This is a genomic window from Pseudomonas sp. GD03858 (genome assembly GCF_029840925.1).
In the GTDB taxonomy this organism is placed as follows: Bacteria; Pseudomonadota; Gammaproteobacteria; order Pseudomonadales; family Pseudomonadaceae; genus Aquipseudomonas.
In genome coordinates, this window is sequence record NZ_JAOCDM010000106.1 from 1 (window position 1) to 20,404 (window position 20,404).

The 20,404-nt window shown below is 64.8% G+C and carries 17 protein-coding genes; 8 read left to right on the forward strand and 9 right to left on the reverse strand.

Annotated features, from left to right (window positions below; genetic code table 11):
• Positions 1–13: 13 nt before the first annotated feature.
• From N5D48_RS21290 to benA, 6 genes are all read right to left on the reverse strand, one after another.
• On the reverse strand, positions 14–1,135 hold the full coding sequence (locus tag N5D48_RS21290; RefSeq protein WP_279887765.1) for a muconate cycloisomerase family protein: 1,122 nt from the start codon (positions 1,133–1,135) through the stop codon (positions 14–16).
• A 29-nt stretch (positions 1,136–1,164) separates the two neighbouring features.
• Positions 1,165–2,487 carry an MFS transporter gene (locus N5D48_RS21295; RefSeq protein ID WP_279887766.1) on the reverse strand — a complete coding sequence of 441 codons (1,323 nt, stop codon included), beginning with the start codon at positions 2,485–2,487 and terminating at the stop codon, positions 1,165–1,167.
• A 56-nt stretch (positions 2,488–2,543) separates the two neighbouring features.
• Positions 2,544–3,305, reverse strand: coding sequence for a 1,6-dihydroxycyclohexa-2,4-diene-1-carboxylate dehydrogenase (locus N5D48_RS21300; protein WP_279887767.1), 762 nt, complete (start codon positions 3,303–3,305; stop codon positions 2,544–2,546).
• A 147-nt stretch (positions 3,306–3,452) separates the two neighbouring features.
• On the reverse strand, positions 3,453–4,463 hold the full coding sequence (benC, locus tag N5D48_RS21305) for a benzoate 1,2-dioxygenase electron transfer component BenC (protein ID WP_279887768.1): 1,011 nt from the start codon (positions 4,461–4,463) through the stop codon (positions 3,453–3,455).
• A 66-nt stretch (positions 4,464–4,529) separates the two neighbouring features.
• The gene (gene benB, locus N5D48_RS21310) at positions 4,530–5,015 is read right to left on the reverse strand and encodes a benzoate 1,2-dioxygenase small subunit (RefSeq protein ID WP_279887769.1); all 486 of its coding nucleotides are present in this window, start codon (positions 5,013–5,015) and stop codon (positions 4,530–4,532) included.
• Positions 5,012–6,370 carry a benzoate 1,2-dioxygenase large subunit gene (gene benA / locus N5D48_RS21315; protein ID WP_279887770.1) on the reverse strand — a complete coding sequence of 453 codons (1,359 nt, stop codon included), beginning with the start codon at positions 6,368–6,370 and terminating at the stop codon, positions 5,012–5,014. The genes benB and benA overlap by 4 nt, the downstream gene beginning before the upstream one ends.
• Before the next feature lie 716 nt (positions 6,371–7,086).
• Between benA and N5D48_RS21320 the strand changes: the two genes are divergently transcribed.
• Positions 7,087–8,154 carry a 3-deoxy-7-phosphoheptulonate synthase gene (locus N5D48_RS21320; protein ID WP_279887771.1) on the forward strand — a complete coding sequence of 356 codons (1,068 nt, stop codon included), beginning with the start codon at positions 7,087–7,089 and terminating at the stop codon, positions 8,152–8,154.
• Position 8,155: 1 nt separating this feature from the next.
• Here N5D48_RS21320 and N5D48_RS21325 read toward each other — a convergent pair whose 3' ends face one another.
• Together N5D48_RS21325 and N5D48_RS21330 are read right to left on the reverse strand one after the other, a co-directional pair.
• Positions 8,156–8,866 carry a hypothetical protein gene (locus N5D48_RS21325; RefSeq protein ID WP_279887772.1) on the reverse strand — a complete coding sequence of 237 codons (711 nt, stop codon included), beginning with the start codon at positions 8,864–8,866 and terminating at the stop codon, positions 8,156–8,158.
• A 169-nt stretch (positions 8,867–9,035) separates the two neighbouring features.
• Positions 9,036–11,003 (reverse strand): hypothetical protein, encoded by a 1,968-nt coding sequence (locus N5D48_RS21330; protein WP_279887773.1) that lies wholly within the window; start codon positions 11,001–11,003, stop codon positions 9,036–9,038.
• Between the two features lie 174 nt (positions 11,004–11,177).
• Between N5D48_RS21330 and N5D48_RS21335 the strand changes: the two genes are divergently transcribed.
• From N5D48_RS21335 to N5D48_RS21350, 4 genes are read left to right on the forward strand one after another with little or no spacing between them, the layout of a single operon-like run.
• Positions 11,178–11,459 (forward strand): peptidylprolyl isomerase, encoded by a 282-nt coding sequence (locus tag N5D48_RS21335; protein WP_042125162.1) that lies wholly within the window; start codon positions 11,178–11,180, stop codon positions 11,457–11,459.
• A gap of 7 nt (positions 11,460–11,466) precedes the next feature.
• Positions 11,467–13,395: an extracellular solute-binding protein gene (locus N5D48_RS21340; RefSeq protein WP_279887774.1), complete on the forward strand. Its 1,929-nt coding sequence runs from the start codon at positions 11,467–11,469 to the stop codon at positions 13,393–13,395.
• Positions 13,392–14,450, forward strand: a complete 1,059-nt coding sequence (locus N5D48_RS21345; RefSeq protein WP_279887775.1) for a microcin C ABC transporter permease YejB — start codon at positions 13,392–13,394, stop codon at positions 14,448–14,450. Before N5D48_RS21340 ends, N5D48_RS21345 begins: the two co-directional genes overlap by 4 nt.
• Complete coding sequence (locus tag N5D48_RS21350) at positions 14,451–15,467, forward strand: ABC transporter permease (RefSeq protein WP_279887776.1); 1,017 nt, start codon at positions 14,451–14,453, stop codon at positions 15,465–15,467.
• Here the strand turns inward: N5D48_RS21350 and N5D48_RS21355 are convergent.
• A complete protein-coding gene (locus tag N5D48_RS21355; RefSeq protein ID WP_279887777.1) occupies positions 15,424–16,257 on the reverse strand; it encodes an RHS repeat-associated core domain-containing protein in 834 nt (277 codons plus the stop codon). The genes N5D48_RS21350 and N5D48_RS21355 overlap by 44 nt on opposite strands.
• Before the next feature lie 156 nt (positions 16,258–16,413).
• On the opposite strand from N5D48_RS21355, the gene N5D48_RS21360 reads away from it, so the two are divergent.
• The 3 genes from N5D48_RS21360 to hbdH all read left to right on the forward strand — a co-directional run bounded on the left by N5D48_RS21360 (position 16,414) and on the right by hbdH (position 20,312).
• Complete coding sequence (locus tag N5D48_RS21360) at positions 16,414–17,805, forward strand: sigma 54-interacting transcriptional regulator (RefSeq protein ID WP_279887778.1); 1,392 nt, start codon at positions 16,414–16,416, stop codon at positions 17,803–17,805.
• A 333-nt stretch (positions 17,806–18,138) separates the two neighbouring features.
• Positions 18,139–19,530 carry a GntP family permease gene (locus N5D48_RS21365; protein WP_279887780.1) on the forward strand — a complete coding sequence of 464 codons (1,392 nt, stop codon included), beginning with the start codon at positions 18,139–18,141 and terminating at the stop codon, positions 19,528–19,530.
• Between the two features lie 11 nt (positions 19,531–19,541).
• Positions 19,542–20,312, forward strand: coding sequence for a 3-hydroxybutyrate dehydrogenase (hbdH, locus tag N5D48_RS21370; protein ID WP_279887782.1), 771 nt, complete (start codon positions 19,542–19,544; stop codon positions 20,310–20,312).
• Positions 20,313–20,404: the final 92 nt, after the last annotated feature.

The window sequence follows — 20,404 nt, forward strand, 5'->3', positions numbered from 1 at the left end:
GCTGTGTTTGCCTTCAACGGCGGGCAAAGCGCGCCAGGCGTTGTTCGTCCAGGGTCAGGCCCAGGCCGGGAGTGGCCGGCACGTGCAACTGGAAATCGCGGTATTGCGGCGCCTCGTTGACGATCTCCTCGGTCAGCAGCAGCGGGCCGAACAGCTCGGTGCCCCAGGTCAGCTGGCGCAAGGTGAGGAAAGCGTGGGCCGAGGCCAGGGTGCCGACCGAGCCTTCAAGCATGGTCCCGCCATACAGGGCGATGCCGGCGGCCTCGGCGATCTGCGCGGTGCGCAGCACGGCACGGGGGCCGCCGTTCTTGGCGATCTTCAGGGCGAAGATGCTCGCGGCCCCGTGGGTGGCCAGGCTGAAAGCGTCCTCGACGCTCTCGATGGACTCGTCGGCCATGATCGGCGCCGGACTGCGCTGGTTGAGGCGCACCTGGCCGCCACGGTTGCCGCGCGAGATGGGCTGCTCGATCAGCTCGATGCCGTTATCGCCGAGCACCTGGCAGGCACGGATAGCCTGGGACTCGTCCCAATACTGGTTGACGTCCACCCGCACACTGGCGCGCTCGCCCAGTTCGCGCTTGATCGCCAGCACATGCTTGAGGTCGTGCTCCAGCGGATTGGCGCCAATCTTCAGCTTGAATACGCGGTGACGACGAAGCTCGAGCATGTGCTCGGCCTCGGCGATATCCCGGGCGGTGTCGCCGCTGGCCAGGGTCCAGGCCACCTCGAGGCTGTCGCGCACACGCCCGCCGAGCAGTTCGCTGACCGCCAGCCCCAGGCGCTTGCCCTGGGCATCGAGCAGCGCGCTCTCGATGCCAGACTTGGCGAAGGTGTTGCCCTTGGCGATCGTGTCCAGCTTGAGCATGGCGGCGTTGATGTTATCCGCTGGCAGGCCGATCAGCGCCGGGGCCAGGTGCGCGTCGATGTTGGCCTTGATGCCTTCCGGGCTTTCGTAGCCATAGGCCAGGCCGCCGATGGTGGTGGACTCGCCGATGCCTTCGCTGCCGTCGCTGCAACGTAGGCGCAGGATCACCAGGGTCTGCTGCTGCATCGTGTGCATGGCCAGCTTGTGCGGGCGAATGGTCGGCAGGTCGACGATGATCGCCTCCAGCCGGTCGATGGTCGGGCTTGTCATGCCAGGCTCCAGTTCAGTCAGTGTTCGATTCAGGCCGCCGTGGCCAGGCCATGACGCCGGCCGCTGGCCAGGTGCAAGGCCATGGCCAGCGCGGCGACGGCGCCGGGAATGGCGAAAGCGATGAAGTTCAGTTGCAGCGGCAGGTTGACGCCCATCAGCGCGCCGCCGAGCAGCGGGCCGACGATGGCGCCGTTGCGGCCGATGCCAGAGGCCCAGCCAAGACCGGTGGAGCGCACCGACAGGCCGTAAAGCTGGGCGGCGCCGGCATACAGCAGGATCTGCGTGCCGATGGTGGTCGCGCCGGCGACGAAGATCAGCAGGTACAGCACCGGCATCGGGCTGTTGACGCCCAACAGGCTGATCGACAGCGCGGCGGCGATGAAGAACGCCACCTTGACCTTGACCAGGTTGTAGCGATCGCCCAGCCAGCCACCGAGGATCGCTCCGGCCATGCCACCGAAGTTGAGCGCCAGCAGGAACGACAAGCTCGAACCGAGGCTGTAGCCGGCATTGGCCATCAGCTTGGGCAACCACGAGCTGAGCGCGTAGACCATCAGCAGGCAGCAGAAGAACGCCAGCCACAGGGCCAGGGTGCGCACCGCCAGACCGTCGCGAAACAGCTCCAGCACCGAGGCGCCCTTGCCCTGCTTGTCCAGCGCCTGCAACTGATCGTCAGCCCGCACATCACAGTGCGGATCCAGGCGTTTGAGCAGACGGCGGGCCTCGTCCACCCGGCCTTGGCGCACCAGGAAACCGATGGATTCGGGCAAGTAGTACAGGATCACCGGCAGCAGTAGCAGCGGCACGGCGGCGGCGAAGAACATCGACTCCCAGCCCAAACGCGGCAGCAGGAAGATGCCGATGCCCGCCGAGAGCATCCCGCCCAGGGAATAGCCGCTGAACATGATCGCCACCAGGGTGCTGCGCAGGCGCTTGGGCGCGTACTCGTTCATCAGCGCCACGGCGTTGGGCATCAGCCCGCCGCAGCCCAACCCGGCGAAGAAGCGATAGACACCGAATTCGCTGGGGCTGGTGGCGAAACCGTTGAGGATGGTGGCCCCGGAAAACAGCGCGAAACACAGGGCGATGCCCTTCTTGCGCCCGATGCGATCGGCCAGGCTGCCGAAGGCCAGGGCGCCGAACATCATGCCGAACAGCGCGTAACTGCCCAGGGCGCCAGCCTGCAGCGGGGTCAGCGCCCACTGCTGCATGATCACCGGCAGCACCACGCCGTAGATGAACAGGTCGTAGCCGTCGAAGATCAGCAGCAGGCCGCACCAGGCCATGACCATCCAGTGGAAAGGGCTGAAACGGGCATTGTCGATGATCGGGTGGATGTCGAGTGTGCGCATGGCATGTGTCTCTTTTGTTTTTGTTGTGTGAAGAGAAAACCTTGCCGGGGCGGCCTTCAGCCGAGGTCGCCGCCGCCCACCGGCAGGGTCACGCCGGTGATGTAGGAGGCCTCGTCGCTGGCCAGGAACAGGATCGCGCCGACCTGCTCGTCGAGCGTGCCGTAGCGCTTCATCAGGCTGCTGGCGACGGTCTGGTCGACGATCTGCTGGTACCAGTGCTTTTCCTGCGCGCCCTGCTCGACCTCGTTGCGCGGGATGCGCCGTGGTGGTGCCTCGGTACCGCCTGGAGCGGTGGCGTTGACCCGAATGCCGCGTCCGGCGGTCTCGAACGCCAGGCACGCGGTGAGCGCGTTGACGCCGCCCTTGGCCGCGCCGTAGGGCACGCGGTTGACGCCACGGGTGGCGATCGACGAAACGTTGACGATGGCGCCGCTGCCGCGTTCGAGCATGTAGGGGAGCGCGGCGTGGCAGCACCACAGGGTGGGGAACAGCGAACGGCGCACTTCGGCCTCGATCTGCTCGACTTCGTAGTATTCGAAGGGTTTGGCCCAGAGGGTCCCGCCGACATTGTTGATGAGGATGTCGAGGCGGCCGAAAGTCTCGACCGCCTTGGCCATGACCCGCGCGCAGTCGGCGTGCCGCTCGAGATCGGCGGTGAGCGTCAGTACGCCCTCGCCCGCCAGTTCGTGGACCAGCTCGGAGCGGTCCACCGCCACCAGCTGCGCGCCTTCGGCCTTGAGCCGCCAGCACACGGCGCGGCCGATGCCCTGGGCGGCGCCGGTGACCAGGGCGACTTTGTTGTGGAATCTTGCATTCATGCTGACTTCTCCAATTCACCAGCGTGGGAGCGGGCTTGCCCCGCGATCGCAATCGCGGGGCAAGCCCGCTCCCACGAAGGCGAAATCACGCACCGGATAAAAAGGAGGCCACCCTCACCCGCACGATGCGGGCAGCCCCGTGAAACTTCAGGCCGCCGCGGCGAACTTCTCGTAGTAGAAGTTGACCGGGGTGATGCCCTGCTCGCGGATGTACTGGCTGACCGCCTCGACCATCGGTGGCGGGCCGCACAGGTACACGTCGACGTCGCCCTGGTTGAGGTGGCGCGGCTCGATATGCTGGGTCACGTAGCCCTTCTGCGGATACTCGCTCTCGGGGTTGGCCACGCACGCGCTGAAGGTGAAGTTGGCAATGCGCGCGGCCAGGGCTTGCAGGCGATCGAGCTCGACCAGGTCGAAATCGTTGGTCACCCCGTAGATCAGGTGCAGCGGATACGCGCTGCCCTGCTCGGCGATCTTCTCCAGCATCGCCGTGAACGGCGCCAGGCCCGTGCCGCCGGCCAGCAGCAGCAGCGGACGCTGGATCGGGCGCAGGTAGAAGCTGCCCAAGGGCCCTGCCAGGTTCAGGCTGTCGCCGGCCTTGGCCAGCCCGGTGAGGAAGCTGCTCATCAGGCCGCCCGGCACGTTGCGGATCAGGAAGCTGACTTCGCCGTCCTTCTGCAGCGAACTGAACGAGTAGGCGCGGCTCTGTTCGCTGCCCGGCACCTTCAGGTTGACGTATTGCCCCGGCAGGAACGCCAGGCGACTCAGCGCCTCGCCCTTGATCGACAGGGCGATGGTACTGGTCGACAACTGGCGCACATCGCTGATCGCCGCCTCGAAGCTGGCCTGTTCGGTCTTGCACAGCTGCGAGGAGGCCGGGATACGCACCACGCAGTCGGATTCGGCGCGCATCTGGCAGGTCAGCACGTAGCCCAGGGCGATTTCCTCGTCGCTCAGGGCGTCCTCGATGAAGTTGTCACCCAGCTCGTAGCGCCCGGACTCGGCCTTGCACTTGCAGGTGCCGCAGGCGCCGTCACGGCAGTCCAGCGGGATGTTGATGCCCTGGCGGTAGGCGGCGTCGGCCACGGTTTCGTGGCCGTCGGTCTCGATGAAACGGGTGACCCCGTCCTCGAAATTCAGTGCGATCTGGTAGCTCATGGTGCACCTCGCGGGCGAGCCTGGCCGCGGCGCGCCCTGGGGCACACCGACAGGCTCGGCGGTGAATCAGATGTGGTAGATGTCGATGACCTGGCGAACGTAGTCGTTCTTCAGCACCACCTTCTTGGCCGTGATCAGCGGCTGCTCGCCACGCAGGTCCAGGGTATAGAAGCTGGTGCCGAAGTAGCTGTCGGTGGTCTTGTAGCGAAAGCTCAAGGTGTGCCAGTTGAAACGCACCTGGCAGCTGCCCTCGCCGACCTCGACGATCTCGATGTTGCCGAGGTTGTGCGAGGTGCGGGTGTCCGGCACCGTGGCGCTGGAGCGCTCGGTCTTGATGCGAAACACGCGGTCTTCCAGGCCGCCACGGTTGCCGTACCAGATCAGCGAGATCTCGCTCTGCGGATCCTCGGTGAGGCGGTCATCGTCGTCCCACGCCGGCATCCAGAAGGTCGCGTCGCTGGCATACAGCTCCAGCCACTGGTCCCACTGGGCATCGTCCAGGTAGCGCGCCTCGCGGTAGAGGAAGTCGCGCACGGTGTCATGCAGGCTCATTGCACGGCCTCCACGGGGATCAGCCGCTGCTCGTCCTTCAGCGCCTGGATCATGGTGTCCTGCCAGTACTTGTGCTGCAGCACGAACAGGCCTTCGTCTTCGGTGCGCAAGCCCGACAACAGTGGCGCGAGCTCGATCTCGCGGGCCGCCTCGTCGGCACCCTCGACCCAGTGGGTCGCGCCACGGGACATGTCGTTCCAGCCCTGGCCCGCGCCATAACCGGTCTGGCAGGAGCGGAACTCTTCGAGGTCGTCCGGCGTGGCCATGCCACTGACGTTGAAGAAATCCTCGTACTGGCGGATCCGGCTGGCCCGGGCCTCGGCGCTCTCGCCCTTGGGGGCGATGCAGTAGATGGTGATCTCGGTCTTGTTCACCGAGATCGGCCGGGCGATGCGGATCTGCGAGCTGAACTGGTCCATCAGGTAGACGTTGGGGTACAGGCACAGGTTGCGCGAGTTCTCGATCATCCAGTCGGCCCGGGCCTGGCCGAAGTCGGCGGCCAGCTGCTCGCGACGCTCGTAGGCCGGACGGTCCTCGGGGTTGGCCCAGCGGGTCCAGAGCAGCAGGTGGCCATGATCGAAGGAATAGAAACCACCGCCTTGCTTGGCCCAGGCGCCGGCGCTCATGGTCTTGATCTCGTCGCCCGCCTCGCGCTGCTTGCGCTGGTTCTGGGTGGCGGCGTAGTTCCAGTGCACGGAGCTGACGTGGTAGCCGTCGGCGCCGTTCTCGGCGGTCAGCTTCCAGTTGCCTTCGTAGATGTACGAGCTGGCGCCACGCAGCACCTCCAGGCCCTCGGGCGACTGGTCGACGATCATGTCGATGATCTTCGCCGACTCGCCCAGGTGCTCGACCAGCGGCTTGACGTCGGCGTTGAGGCTGCCGAACAGGAAGCCTCGGTAAGACTCGAAACGGGCGACCTTGGTCAGGTCATGGGAGCCTTCGCAGTTGAAACTGTCGGGATAGCCGGCGTTACCTGGGTCCTTGACCTTGAGCAGCTTGCCGCTGTTGTTGAAGGTCCAGCCGTGGAACGGGCAGGTGTAGCTGGCACGGTTGCCGCGCTTGTGCCGGCAGAGCATGGCGCCGCGGTGGCTGCAGGCATTGAGGAAGGCATTGAGCTCGCCCCCCTTGTTGCGCGCGATGAAGACCGGCTGGCGGCCCATGGTCAGGGTAAGGAAATCGTTGTTCTGCGGGATCTGGCTTTCATGGGCCAGGTAGATCCAGTTGCCCTCGAAGATGTGCTTCATCTCCAGGTCGAACAGGCGCGGGTCGGTGAACATTTCCCGCTTGCAGCGGTAGACGCCGTTTTCCCGGTCATCCTCGAGCAAGGCGTTGAGATAGTCGAATCCCAGGGACATGGCCAGGGCCTCCGTTGTTATTGTTCAGGCCAGGTCAGGTTATGCCCGTGGATGAGGCACCGATATCCGGATCGTGCAGAGTGCTATCCGTTTTGTGCAGGCATGGGTGGCAACCTTCTGTGTCGCCTTGTCCCTGTGGGAGCGGGTTTACCCGCGAATCAGGCGACACGGTAAAAGGGGCTATCGCCGCGATAGCAATTACCCATTGAACGCCAAGGCCAAGGTGCAGTAAGCTCGGGCTCATTCACTGGAGAGCAACATGTCGAAACAATCCTGCAACCACGCCAATCACACCGGTCGCACCGCGCGCCCTGTGCTGGCCGTTGCCGGTCGCGACGCCGTTGCCAGCTTTTATTTTGGGTATTGGTTTAGCCACTAGGCGCCGATCACCCATCCGGCGCCCACCTTCGAGGGGCCGCCGAACATGAGAATACTCAAACCCCCGGTCGGCTCCCCGACCGGGGGTTTTGCTTTTCCGGGCTTTCGAAAACACCGATTCACATTGAGGACAGATTCATGAACTACGCCACCTACTACTACCCAAGCACCTTTGCATGGCGATTTAGCCAGTGCCGTTCGGGCCAGCCTGCCGCCTCCGTTCGGTCGATTTCCGGTGGCGAAGCCGCACAAACACAGCTTTTGACAATCTGTCGAACACCTCGATAGGGCCGACCGCGCGGGCCAGAACCCGCCGTCCGCCCAAGGAAGAACACGCCATGCAAGCCTCGAACCTCGCCCTGCCCCTGAGCCAGCCGCAAGCGGCCAACACCCACGTCAGCCAGCGCCTGCCCAGCCCGCACCTGCTCAAGCAGCAAATGCCGCTGTCCGCCGAACTCACCCAGCAAGTCCATGCCCACCGCCAGGCGATCCGCGCCATCCTCGAAGGCCGCGACGAGCGTCTGCTGGTGGTGGTCGGCCCCTGCTCGATCCATGACCCGCGCTCGGCCCTCGAATACGCCGACCGACTCGCCGCGCTCAGCCGCGAGGTCGACGACCAGCTATTGCTGGTGATGCGCGCCTACGTGGAAAAACCCCGCACCACGGTCGGCTGGAAAGGCCTGGCCTATGACCCGCACCTAGACGGCAGCGACGATATGCACGCCGGCATCGCCCTGTCCCGTGGCCTGATGCTGGGCATGCTCGAGCGCGGCCTGCCGATCGCCACCGAGCTGCTGCAGCCGATGGCTGCGGGCTACTTCGACGACCTGCTGGGCTGGGCCGCCATCGGCGCGCGCACCACCGAATCGCAGATCCACCGCGAGATGGTCAGCGGCCTGGAACTGCCGGTGGGCTTCAAGAACGGCACCGACGGCGGTATCGGCATCGCCTGCGACGCCATGCGCAGCGCCGCGCATCCGCACCGTCACTTCGGCATGGATGCGCAAGGCTACCCGGCGATCATCGAGACCTTGGGCAACCCGGACACCCACCTGGTGCTGCGCGGCGGGCACAAAGGCCCCAACTACGACGCCACGAGCGTTGCCCTGGCGCGCCAGGGCCTGGCCAAGGCCGGCCTGGCGCCACGGATCATGGTCGATTGCAGCCATGCCAACAGCGGTAAGGACCCGATGCGCCAACCGGCGGTGTTCGAGGAAGTCCTGCAGCAGCGCCTGGCTGGCGACCGTTCGCTGGTCGGGGTGATGATCGAGGGGCATCTGTTCGACGGCTGCCAGGCGTTGGGCAAGGGCACGCTGAAATACGGCGTGTCGATCACCGACGGCTGCCTGGGCTGGGAAAGCACCGCCCATCTGCTGCGCCAGGCTGCCGTTGCGTTACGCGGATAGCTCAGTACTCAGGCGTCTCTCCCTGGGGCAGGATCGCCGACATCGGCAGGATCGGTGGCCTCTCCTGCAGGTACTGGTCGGCGGGCAGGTAGCTGAAGACCTGTCCGCCTGCGGCAAGATTGACCCGAACCAGGGGCATGCGCCTGCCGGTTTCCCTGAAGTAGTCCCACTGGATGTACTGGGCGCCGGCCAGGCTGGCGCTGCCGCTGGGGAAGTAGATCGCCTGGATGGGCAACTGAGCGGGTATGTTCTGCGGCCAGGCGCCGATGATGATCTCGTTGTGCGCTCCCCCGCTGGCCCTCACATCGATGTTCAACTGGTACTGCGCCGCATGGGGCGTGGGTTCCATGCTGAAGGCGCAGCTGGAACCAGGGCTGCTGCCGTACCTCGACCGCCAGGCTGCCACCGTGGTGATGTTCTGAGACAGGCAACTGGCACGACAGCTGTTGGCAATGCCGCTGGTCCCGGCATTGGCCGGATAGGCGCAGCGCAACCTCACGGCATGGGTGAACGGCTGGTCGAGGCGATCGAAGATCAACCCAGAAACGTTGCTCTCCAGTCGAAGTATTCCAGTGTCGGCACGCAGGTAAGTCAACGACACACCGTCACGTCCGATGGAGTTGGCCGTCGGGTTCCAGGAGTGGTAACTGGTCGCGGCGTTGGTGGCGCGAATCAACACACCGTTGCAGTTGTAGCCAGGGCTGCCCTCCACACATACTGCCACTCGGCGAGTGGCGCACGCCCGATGGTGGCATTGCTCTGAGCAGGCGCGACTCGACAGCAGGAATCCCATGACGCAGAGCCTGGCAGAACGGTGACAGAACCGCCAGGTTGGTTGCTTGCGGAATTTGCGCGGTCGCGCCCTTGCTCGGGTCCAGCACTCAGCCCTCGGCCTGCAAAACGGTTGGCGCTGGCAAGTCGAGCTCCTGGCGTCCACCAATCTGCAGCTCCAGGATCTCGGAAACGCGGTTCGGCTGCTCGGGTTCTTTCACGATGTAGCGTACCTGCACGACGCCACCATCATTCGCCATTAACTGGGAAGCTCCGATGTGGAACGAGGTTTCCTGACCTGGGGATACGGGTATGTCGTCGTAGAACGGCCCGCCCACCGTTGACGTCCACTCCAAGTACAGGTCCTGCCGGGCATTCATGTTCGGGTAAGCCAACGCGACTACCTCGATGCCGCCGAGGTGGTCCTTCGGGTCCACCTTGCCACTAGGGAAGTGCGGCCGGGTGATAGGAGCCGGCAGCGCGGCACGTGCCTCACCCACTTGCAGCACCTCATGCGCGGACTCCAATGGCTTGCCCAAACCGGCACGCACAATCTGGTAGCTCAGATCGAGGGTGCCACCATCCAGCGGTGCCAGGTTGGCAAGCCCGTCGACCAGGAAGTTCAGCGCCCTGCCGGCGCCATTGGTACTGACCGTCTTGGTCTGCTGGTACAGCACTGGGGTGTTGTTGGCACGGGTGCCCAGCCAGACCAGCGTCACCTTGTCACCCCGTTGCAATAGCGCCGAGGCAGGCACCTGCACGGTGGCAGTGGGCAGTTCGGGGTCCAGTGTGCCATTGTCCGCGTCGATGGCGAGCGGCTTGGGCAACAATTGCACTGCGCCGGCAATGCTGACGAACGCACGCTTGGAGGCGACGGCTGCACCGCCACGCGTGCGGGTATATGACGCCACGCCACGGCCGCCGCCGAGGGCAAGCAGCGTTGCATTGGGGATGCTGAAGACCAAGGTGCGTCCTGGACGGACCACCTTCTGCATGTCAGTTTCGACTGGCACTGTTTCGCCGTTGGCCGTGGTTCCGCTCCAGGTGACGACTATTTCGTCACCCGCGCTGAAATCAGACGCAGGGGTGTCCACCTCGATCTCCAGATCGGCGGCCCCCAAAGCCTCCAGCTCGATCACATCGGCAGGATCCGCGTTCGGGTCGGGGTTGACGATGAAGGGCGCCATCAACAGGCCGGCCCCGATTTCCACCTTCACGCTGCCACGCTCCGACCAGTCACTGGCCTGGTTATGCACCTCGTCGATCAACAGGTAGGTCAGCACTAGCGCATCGCTGTCGCCCGCAGCCCGGATGGTCGCTTCCGTCACCGTGATGACCACGTCCTGGCCAACCTCGCCTGGCAGAACCTCGTGTTCTTCGAACTCACCGCCCCAGCTCAGGCGAATGCGGTCATATTGACGCATGTTCGGGTAAGCCGGAATGGTGACTTCGACACCGGCCTTGGCTTCCTCTTCGCCGATCACACCCGAGGAGGGAACCTTGGCTACCGGCGGCTTCAGCGCCTGGTGGCCGGGTTTGTCCGGCTCGGGGTCGGTACCGCCTGGGAAGATCTGCCGAACCAGCACCGCCAGTCTGAGAGACTCTTCGTCGTTGCCTCCACCTGCCCGACTCACCCTGCACCACAAGCGGTGCAAGCCATCCTTGACCCTGCCGGACGGCACGAACATCGGAACGTTCTGGCCGATGTGCTCATCCAGCACGCCGATGGAAGCGGCCGGTACGGTCTCATCGTTCCAGAACACCTCAATCCAATCGCCAGTACTCATGTTCGAGTAACGCTGGATCATGATCAGCAGGCCACTGAAATGGCTGCGAACCATGTTGTGGTTGACCCCAACCTCGGCGTCCTCCGTCTTTAGGGGCATGATCTGCCCGGGAATGAAAATACGCTCCAGCGCCTGTACCTCGGCCCCGAAGGTGCCAACTCCGCCGCCACTCGTTTTCTGATCGCTAGTCTTCGCCAGTTGCTGGTTGAATACTCTGATCATCTCGTCAAGGGTCAGCACGAGGGCACTTCCCTCGTCGACTGGCTCGGCAAACTGTGCGTCATTTGGCATGGCTGTCTCCCCTTCGGTACGACCCGATGTTGTAGGTCAGCTTATTGAAGGGGCAGTACCGGCGCCGCACAACTGACAGAAATGCCAGGTGACAGCGCTGCGTTTCGCTATCAAGAATGACGCGTGGATGGCTTTGCGCTAGGCTTGCGCCTTTACCTCCAAGGAGCATTACCCATGGCCCGCGCCACTGCCCGTCACATCCTTGTCAGCAGCGAAGACAAGTGCAACGAACTCAAGGCACAGATCGAAGCCGGCGCCGACTTCGCCGAAGTCGCCAAGGCCAACTCCACCTGCCCGTCCAGCCGCCAGGGCGGTGACCTGGGCTCGTTCGGCCCAGGCCAGATGGTCAAGGAGTTCGACACCGTGGTGTTCAGCGCGCCGCTGAACGTGGTGCAAGGCCCGGTCAAGACTCAGTTCGGCTACCACCTGCTCGAAGTGACCAGCCGTCAGGATTGAGGCGTTCTTGATCGCCCGCCCTGTGGGAGCGGGCTTGCCCGCGAATGCGTCCGAACATGCAACGGCGTTGCGTGAGCAGACGCATTCGCGGGCAAGCCCGCTCCCACAGCTGCTGTGTTGGCTCGTGCTGGCATGCATGGGTCCGCTGGCCAATGCCGCCCCCAGCCACGCCCTCACCGTCTACGGTGAAGCACCCCGCTATCCCGAACACTTTCGCCACTTCGACTACGTCAACCCCGACGCCCCCAAGGGCGGCAGCCTGCGCCGCTCGGCCATCGAGATCGGCCAGTTCGACCATATCCTGCCGTACATCGACAAAGGCATCGGCGTCAGCCAGGTCGACGGCTGGCTGTACGCGCCATTGGCCATGCGCTCGCTCGATGAGCCTTACACCGTCTATGGCCTGATCGCCCGCCGCATGGAGCGAGGCCCGGACGATGCCTGGCTGCGTTTTCATCTCGACCCACGCGCCACCTTCGCCGACGGCAAGCCGGTGCGCGCCGAGGATGTGCGCTTTACCTTCGAGCTGCTGATGAGCAAGGGCAGCCTCAAATACCGTACCCAGTTCGCCGACGTCACCGGGGTGACGGTCGAAGGTCCACGCCAGGTGCGCTTCGACCTCAGGCAGCCACACGCGCGAACCCTGGCGCTGGACCTGGCCACCCTGCCGGTGCTGCCTGAGCACGACTGGCAGAAACGCGATTTCGCCAACGGCGCGGGCTTCGACCAGCCGGTAGGTAGCGGCCCGTACCGCATCAGCCGAATCGACAACGGCCGCAGCATCACCTTCGAACGCAATGCCGACTGGTGGGCCAGGGATCTGCCGGTGACGCGCGGCCTGTATAACTTCCAGCGCCTGCGCATCGAGTACTTCGGCGACACCGAAGTGGCGCGCCAGGTGCTCAAGGGCGGCGGCTACGATTACAACCGCGAGTTTTCCGCCACCGCCTTCACCCTGGGCTACAACGGCGCTCAGCTGGACGACGGCCGCCTGCGGCGCGCCCACCTGGGGCCGGCCAAGCCACAAGTGGCCCAGGGCTTCGTGTTCAATCTGGACAAACCGCAGTTCCAGGATCGCCGCGTGCGCCAGGCGCTGGGCATGCTCTGGGACTTCGAGTGGAGCAACCGGCAGATGATGCGCAACCTGTACATCCGCCAGCAGAGCCTGTTCTCCAATACCCCGCTGGCGGCTCGTGAGCTGCCCGACGCCGAGGAGCTGAAGCTCCTGGAGCCGCTACGCGGCCAGGTACCTGACGCAGTGTTCGACCAGGTCTTCACGGCCCCCGTCACCGATGGTTCAGGCATCATCCGCCCCCAGCAGCTACAGGCGCTGGCTCTGCTCCTGGAAGCCGGATGGCGCCCTCAGGGCGATCGTCTGGTGAACGCTCGGGGCACACCGCTGAGCTTCACCTTCCTCAACGGCCAGTCGGGCCTGGAGCGCCTGCTGCTGCCCTGGAAGCGCAACCTGGCACAGATCGGCATCGAGCTGAACATCCGCAACGTCGATTCGGCGCAGTACGTCAACCGCTTGATGGCCCGCGACTACGACATGATCGTCACCGGCTACCCAGTGACGCTGTCGCCTGGCAGCGAGCTGTACAACTACTTCGGCTCCGCCGCCGCCAACGATCCTGGCTCGAACAACCTGATGGTGCTCAAGGACCCGGCCGTGGACAGTCTGATCGACGGCCTGGTCCGCGCCGGCACACAGGCCGACATGCTGCGCCATGCCCATGCCCTGGACCGGGTGCTGCAATGGAACTACTACTGGATCCCCAACTACTACCCGCCCGGCAGCTCGACCGTGTGGTGGAACCGTTTCGGCCTGCCCAAGGTGCAGGCCGCCTATGACGAAGGCCTGGACACCTGGTGGGAGGTCAGCCCCAAGGCGCTGACCAACCAGCAGATGCGCGAATTGCTCGGGACGACGCCATGACCGCCTACATCCTGCGCCGCCTGCTGCTGATCATCCCCACCCTGCTGGCGATCCTGCTGGTCAACTTCGCCATCGTCCAGGCCGCGCCCGGCGGCCCGGTGGAACAGGCGGTGGCGCGCCTGCAAGGCATCGGCGGCGGCGCGCCGGGCGCCAGGGTCGAGACGGTGCAGGGCGAATCCCGCGCCACGCGGGGGCTGGACCCGAAGCTGATCGAGGAAATCAAGCGCCAGTACGGCTTCGACAAGTCCGCCCCCGAACGCCTGTGGCTGATGCTTGGCCAGTACGCCCGGCTGGACTTCGGTCAGAGTTTCTTCCGCGGCGCCAAGGTCACCGAGCTGATCCTGGAAAAGCTACCGGTCACCCTATCCCTGGGGTTCTGGGCCACATTGATCACCTACCTGGTGTCCATCCCCCTGGGCATCCGCAAGGCCGTGCGTCATGGCAGTCGCTTCGACGCCTGGAGCAGCGCGCTGATCGTGATCGGCTACGCCCTGCCCTCGTTCCTGTTCGCCCTGCTGCTGATCGTGCTGTTCGCCGGCGGCACCTCGCTCAACTGGTTCCCGGTGCGCGGCCTGGTGTCGGATGACTTCGACCAGCTCAGCCTGCTGGGCAAGCTGGCTGACTACTTCTGGCATCTGGTACTGCCGGTCGGCGCCCTGGTGATCGGCGGCTTCGCCACGCTCACCCTGCTGACCAAGAACGCCTTCCTCGACGAGATCTCCCGCCAGTACGTGGTCACCGCCCGCGCCAAGGGCCTGAGCGAGCGCCGGGTGCTGTACGGCCATGTGCTGCGCAATGCCATGCTGCTGGTGGTGGCCGGGGTGCCCCAGGCGCTGATCACCGTGTTCTTCGCCGGCTCGCTGCTGATCGAAGTGATCTTCTCCCTCGATGGCCTCGGGCGCATGAGCTACGAGGCGGCGGTGTCGCGGGACTATCCGGTGGTGTTCGGCACACTGTTCATCTTCACCCTGGCCGGGCTGCTGATCCGCCTGGTCGGCGACTTGTGCTACACCGTGCTCGATCCACGCATCGACTTCGACGCGAGGGCCCGCTGAATGCTCTCGCCGATCGCCCGACGCCGCCTGCGGCGCTTTCGTGACAACCGCCGCGGCTGGATTTCGTTGTGGCTGTTCGCCGGGCTGCTGGTACTCAGCCTGGGCGCCGAGCTGGTGGCCAACGACAAACCCCTGCTGCTTGGCTATCAGGGCGAGCTCTACACCCCTGCGCTCAAGCGCTACACCGAACAGCAGTTCGGCGGGCAGTTGCCGTTCCAGCCCGACTACCGCAGTCAGTACGTGCGCCAGCTGATCGAGGGGCAAGGCGGCTGGATGCTGTTCGCGCCGATCCCGTTCAGCGCCGACACACCCAACTATGACCTGCAAGTACCCACCCCCAGCCCACCGAGCACGAGCAACTGGCTGGGCACCGATGACCAGGGCCGCGATGTGCTGGCGCGGGTACTTTATGGCACCCGGGTGTCGTTGCTGTTCGCCTTCGCCCTGACCCTGGTCAGCGTGTTGATCGGGGTGACGGCCGGCGCCCTGCAGGGCTATCACGGCGGCTGGGTCGACCTGCTCGGCCAGCGCCTGCTGGAGGTGTGGTCAGGGCTGCCGGTCCTGTACCTGCTGATCATCCTGTCGGGCTTCGTCGAGCCGGACTTCTGGTGGCTGCTGGGGATCATGGCGCTGTTCTCGTGGCTGACCCTGGTCGATGTGGTGCGCGCCGAGTTCCTGCGCGGGCGCAACCTCGAGTACGTCAAGGCCGCCCGCGCCCTGGGCCTGCCGGACACCCAGGTGATGCTGCGCCACATCCTGCCCAATGCCATGAACGCGACCCTCACCTACGTGCCGTTCATGCTCACCGGAGCGATCACCACCCTGACCGCGCTGGATTTCCTCGGTTTCGGCATGCCGGCGGGAAGCGCCTCACTTGGCGAGTTGGTGACCCAGGGCAAGCAGCACCTCGAAGCGCCCTGGCTGGGCTTTACCGCGTTCTTTGCCCTGGCGTTGATCCTGTCGTTGCTGGTATTCATCGGCGATGCGCTGCGCGAGGCGTTTGACCCTCGTCGCTGAGCGCGGATCTGCGTTGTACGCCGCGAATAGCCATGATGCGCCCTACCAACTCATCGTTGGAGACAGCGTAATTTGCATAATCCTCAGCGATTGCGGCCACTTGATGGGCCTCATACGCACTTTGCACAAGGGAAGATCCCTGAACGAACCAGGAAGTCTGCACTTTCTCCACATAACTGGAAGCATCAGCTATCGACTCACGCCAGACAATGTCGTGCCATCCACTGTCCGCAATGCGCGACATGTCGACATGGAACTGGCGCAAGTAAGCGCTCTGCTTGCGCACCTCCTGATGAAATCCGGCCAACCCAGCCATGTCCCTCACCAGATGAGTCACCGCGCCTCCTACCTGGCTCGGAGCAGGGAGAGGATCGGAGCGCCGGAGCTTGTTCCGCAACCAACTGATCGGTCCCTCTCCCGAGGGGTCCAGGTAATTGGTCGGATCACCCTGGCAGTATGCATAGCCATTGATACCACCGTGCTGGAATGGGCTTTTGTCGTCAAATGACAGGAAACACATGAGGCTCGGCTTGAATGCGCGGTAGCCATTGCCCAAGACATACGCCTGGCTGAAAGGGTCATGCCACTCGCCGTTGAACCCTAGGCCGACGACGCCCCGGGCGAAGCCATAGGGTGTATAGGCAACTAGCCGCAGCGAACCACCATGCAGACGCACCAGCACACTGCCCTTCGCGTCACAGCCCAGCAACTGCAAACCGTCACCTGCTTGGGGGGCGAACGGTTTCCCCGATGCACCGAAAAGCCCCCGGACGCCACGTACCCTTTCCATACGCCTGCTCCACTCTCCCTGGCGCAGAAATTTAGCGCTCCCCTGATGCATGCGCCACTGTCAGAATTGCTAGCTCGCCGAAGGTCCTTGGCGTGCAGCCGTCGCCGCCCGACTTGTTGTGGCATACCCCGGATATCCGACTCGAAGGCTCGAGCCATGCATGAAAGCGACAACCTCAAGAACTACCCCCAGGTCCGCCAACTGGCCATCCACTCGCTGTTCGAGATCATCGAGCAGTCCAGCGAAGGCACGGTCATCGTCGACCGCCAGGCGCGCATCGTCTGGATGAACGAGCGCTATGCCCGACGTTTCGGCCTGCAGGATGCCGCCAGCGCGATCGGCCAGCCCTGTGAGACGCTGATCCCTGGCAGCCTGATGCGCGAGGTGGTGAGCAACGGCAAGCCGATCCTGCTGGACATGCTAGATACGCCCAACGAGCCACTGGTGGTGATGCGCCTGCCGATCCATGACGACCAGGGCGCTCTGATCGGTGCCATTGGCTTCGCCCTGTTCGACGAACTGCGCAGTCTGTCGCCGCTGCTCCAGCGTTATGCCAGCATGCAGCAGGAACTGGCCTCGACCCGCTCGCAGCTGCGCGCTCGCCAGGCCCGCTACAGTTTCGCCCAGTTCGTCGGCACCAGCCCCGCCTGCCTGGAGGCCAAGCGACGCGCCCGCCGGGGCGCGGGCAGCGACTCGCCGATACTGCTGCTGGGCGAGACCGGTACCGGCAAGGAGTTGCTCGCCCACGCCATCCACGCCGCCTCGCCACGGGCGCACAAGGCGTTCGTCGGCATCAACAGCGCGGCGATTCCCGAGGCACTGCTCGAGGCCGAGTTCTTCGGTACCGCCCCTGGCGCCTTCACCGGCGCCGACCGCAAGGGTCGTAGCGGCAAGCTGCAACTGGCCGAGGGCGGCACGCTGTTCCTCGACGAAATCGGCGACATGCCGCTGGCGCTGCAAAGCAAGCTGCTGCGGGTGCTGCAAGAGAAGGAGTACGAGCCGGTGGGCAGCAACCAGATGCTGCGCAGCGATGTGCGCATCATCGCCGCCACCTCCATCGACCTGCAGGCGGCCATGGCCAGGGGCACCTTCCGCGCCGACCTGTATTACCGGCTGAACGTGCTGCCGATCGACGTGCCGCCGCTGCGTGAACGGCTGCAGGACCTGCCGGCGCTGTGCGAGGCGATCCTCGCCGAGCTGGGCAGCCAGTATGAGCTGGAGGCCGAGGCCCAGGCGCTGCTGGAGCGCCACGGCTGGCCGGGTAACATCCGCGAGCTGCGCAATGTGCTGGAGCGCGCGACCTTGCTGGCGGATCAGCCGCGGTTGACGGTGCATGACCTGTCGAATGCGTTGGGGCCGCTGAGCCCGGTAGTGGCGCAAGCCGCGCAGCTGGATTATCGCCAGGCGTGCGCGCAATTCGAACGCGGCTTGATCGTCGATGCCTTGGCGCGCAGCACCTGGAATGTACCGGAGGCAGCGCGGGCTTTAGGGCTGGGGCGGTCGACGTTGTACAAGAAGATGGTGGCGCTGGGGATAGAGTCTCAATAGAGAGATTCTAATCTCAAAATAGGGATCATAGGAGCAACTGTCTTTGTAGGAGCGGCCTTGTGCCGCGAAAGGGCTGCGCAGCAGCCCCAGGGTTTCAGCGTGGATGCGTCAATCGCCGGGGCTGCTGCGCAGCCCTTTCCGACCGGTCCGACGCCTCGGCAAGGCCGCTCCTACAGCGGACGTGCAAGCCCGCTCCCACGCAACCGTGTCTCAAGATAGAGACTTTTAATTTAGCGAATTAAATTTTCTACTTATAAATCAATTAGTTAGAAATCTGGCACGATTCCCGCTATTCGCATTTCCAACCATAAAAACAACAGTTGGAGACCCCCGATGACCGTGCTCATCGCCCTCGCCGCCCTGGCCCTGCTGATGCTCGCCGCCTACCGCGGCTACAGCGTGATCCTGTTCGCCCCCATCGCCGCGCTCGGTGCCGTGCTGCTCACCGATCCGGCCGCCGTGGCCCCGGCGTTCACCGGGGTGTTCATGGAGAAAATGGTCGGTTTCATCAAGCTCTACTTCCCGGTGTTCCTGCTCGGCGCGGTGTTTGGCAAGCTGATCGAACTCTCGGGCTTCTCGCGCTCGATCGTCGCCGCCGCCATCGGCCTGCTTGGCACGCGCCAGGCAATGCTGGTGATCGTGCTGGTCTGCGCCCTGCTCACCTATGGCGGCGTCTCGCTGTTCGTGGTGGTGTTCGCGGTGTACCCGTTCGCCGCCGAGATGTTCCGCCAGAGCGACATCCCCAAGCGACTGATCCCGGCCACCATCGCGCTGGGCGCCTTCTCGTTCACCATGGACGCCCTGCCCGGCACGCCGCAGATCCAGAACATCATCCCCAGCACCTTCTTCAACACCACCGCCTGGGCCGCGCCCTGGCTGGGGCTGATCGGCACGCTGTTCGTGTTCTGCGCCGGCATGCTCTACCTGCAGCGCCAGCGCAACAAGGCGCAACGTGCTGGCGAGGGCTACGGCAACAACCTGCGCAACGAGCCGGAAACCGCCGACGACATCGACTTGCCCAACCCATGGCTGGCGCTGGCGCCGCTGATTCTGGTGGGGGTGATGAACCTGTTGTTCACCCACTGGATACCCCACTGGTACGGCGCCAGCCACACCCTGCAGTTGCCGGGCATGGCCACGCCGGTGCAGAGCGACGTGGCCAAGCTCACGGCGATCTGGGCGGTACAGGCGGCCTTGCTGGTGGGCATCCTGATGGTGCTGGCGTGCGCTTTCGCCACGATCCGCCAGCGCCTGGCCGAGGGCACCAGAAGCGCAGTCAGCGGCGCCCTGCTGGCGGCGATGAACACCGCGTCGGAATATGGCTTCGGCGCGGTGATCGCCTCGCTGCCGGGCTTCCTGGTATTGGCCGACGCCCTGCGCGGCATCCCCAACCCACTGGTCAACGAAGCCATCACCGTTACCCTGCTGGCCGGCATCACCGGCTCCGCCTCGGGCGGCATGAGCATCGCCCTGGCAGCCATGAGCGACAGTTTCATCGCCGCCGCCCATGCCGCCGACATTCCCCTCGAAGTGCTGCATCGGGTGGCGGCGATGGCCAGCGGCGGCATGGACACCCTGCCCCACAACGGCGCGGTGATCACCTTGCTGGCGGTGACCGGGCTGACCCACCGCGAAGCCTACAAGGACATTTTCGGTATTACCCTGATCAAGACCCTGGCCGTGTTCGTGGTCATCGCCACGTTCTACGCCACCGGCATCGTATGAAGGAGAACGGCATGACGCTCAAAGGCAAGACCGCGCTGGTCACCGGTTCCACCAGCGGCATCGGGCTGGGCATCGCCCAGGTACTGGCCGAGGCCGGCGCCAATATCCTGCTCAACGGCTTCGGCGACCCGGCCGCGGCCATCGCCGAGATCCAGCGCCACGGCGTCAAGGTACGCCATCACCCCGCCGATCTTGGCGATGTGGCGCAGATCGAGCAGATGTTCGCCACGGCCGAACGCGAGTTCGGCGCGATCGACATTCTGGTAAACAATGCCGGCATCCAGCATGTGGCGCCGATCGAGCAGTTCCCGGTCGAAGCCTGGGACAAGATCATCGCGCTGAATCTGTCGGCGGTATTCCATGGCTGCCGCCTGGCCCTGCCGGGCATGCGTGCCCGGGGCTGGGGGCGGATCGTCAACATCGCCTCGGTGCATGGGCTGGTGGGTTCCACCGGTAAGGCCGCCTACGTGGCCGCCAAGCATGGCGTGGTCGGCCTGACCAAGGTCATCGGCCTGGAGACCGCCACCAGCAATGTCACCTGCAACGCCGTCTGCCCAGGTTGGGTGCTGACCCCGCTGGTGCAGAAGCAGATCGACGACCGTGCCGCCAACGGCGGTGACCCGCTGCAGGCGCAGCATGACCTGCTGGCGGAAAAGCAGCCGTCCCTGGCCTTCGTCACGCCCCGCCATCTTGGCGAGCTGGTGCTGTTCCTGTGCAGCGAGGCCGGCAGCCAGGTGCGTGGCGCGGCCTGGAACGTCGATGGCGGCTGGCTCGCCCAGTAAGCGACTAAAGTGGTGTAAGGACACCCTGACGCCGGATGATCAGGGTTACGCGCTTCTTTGTAGGAGCGGCCTTGTGTCGCGAAAGGGCCGCA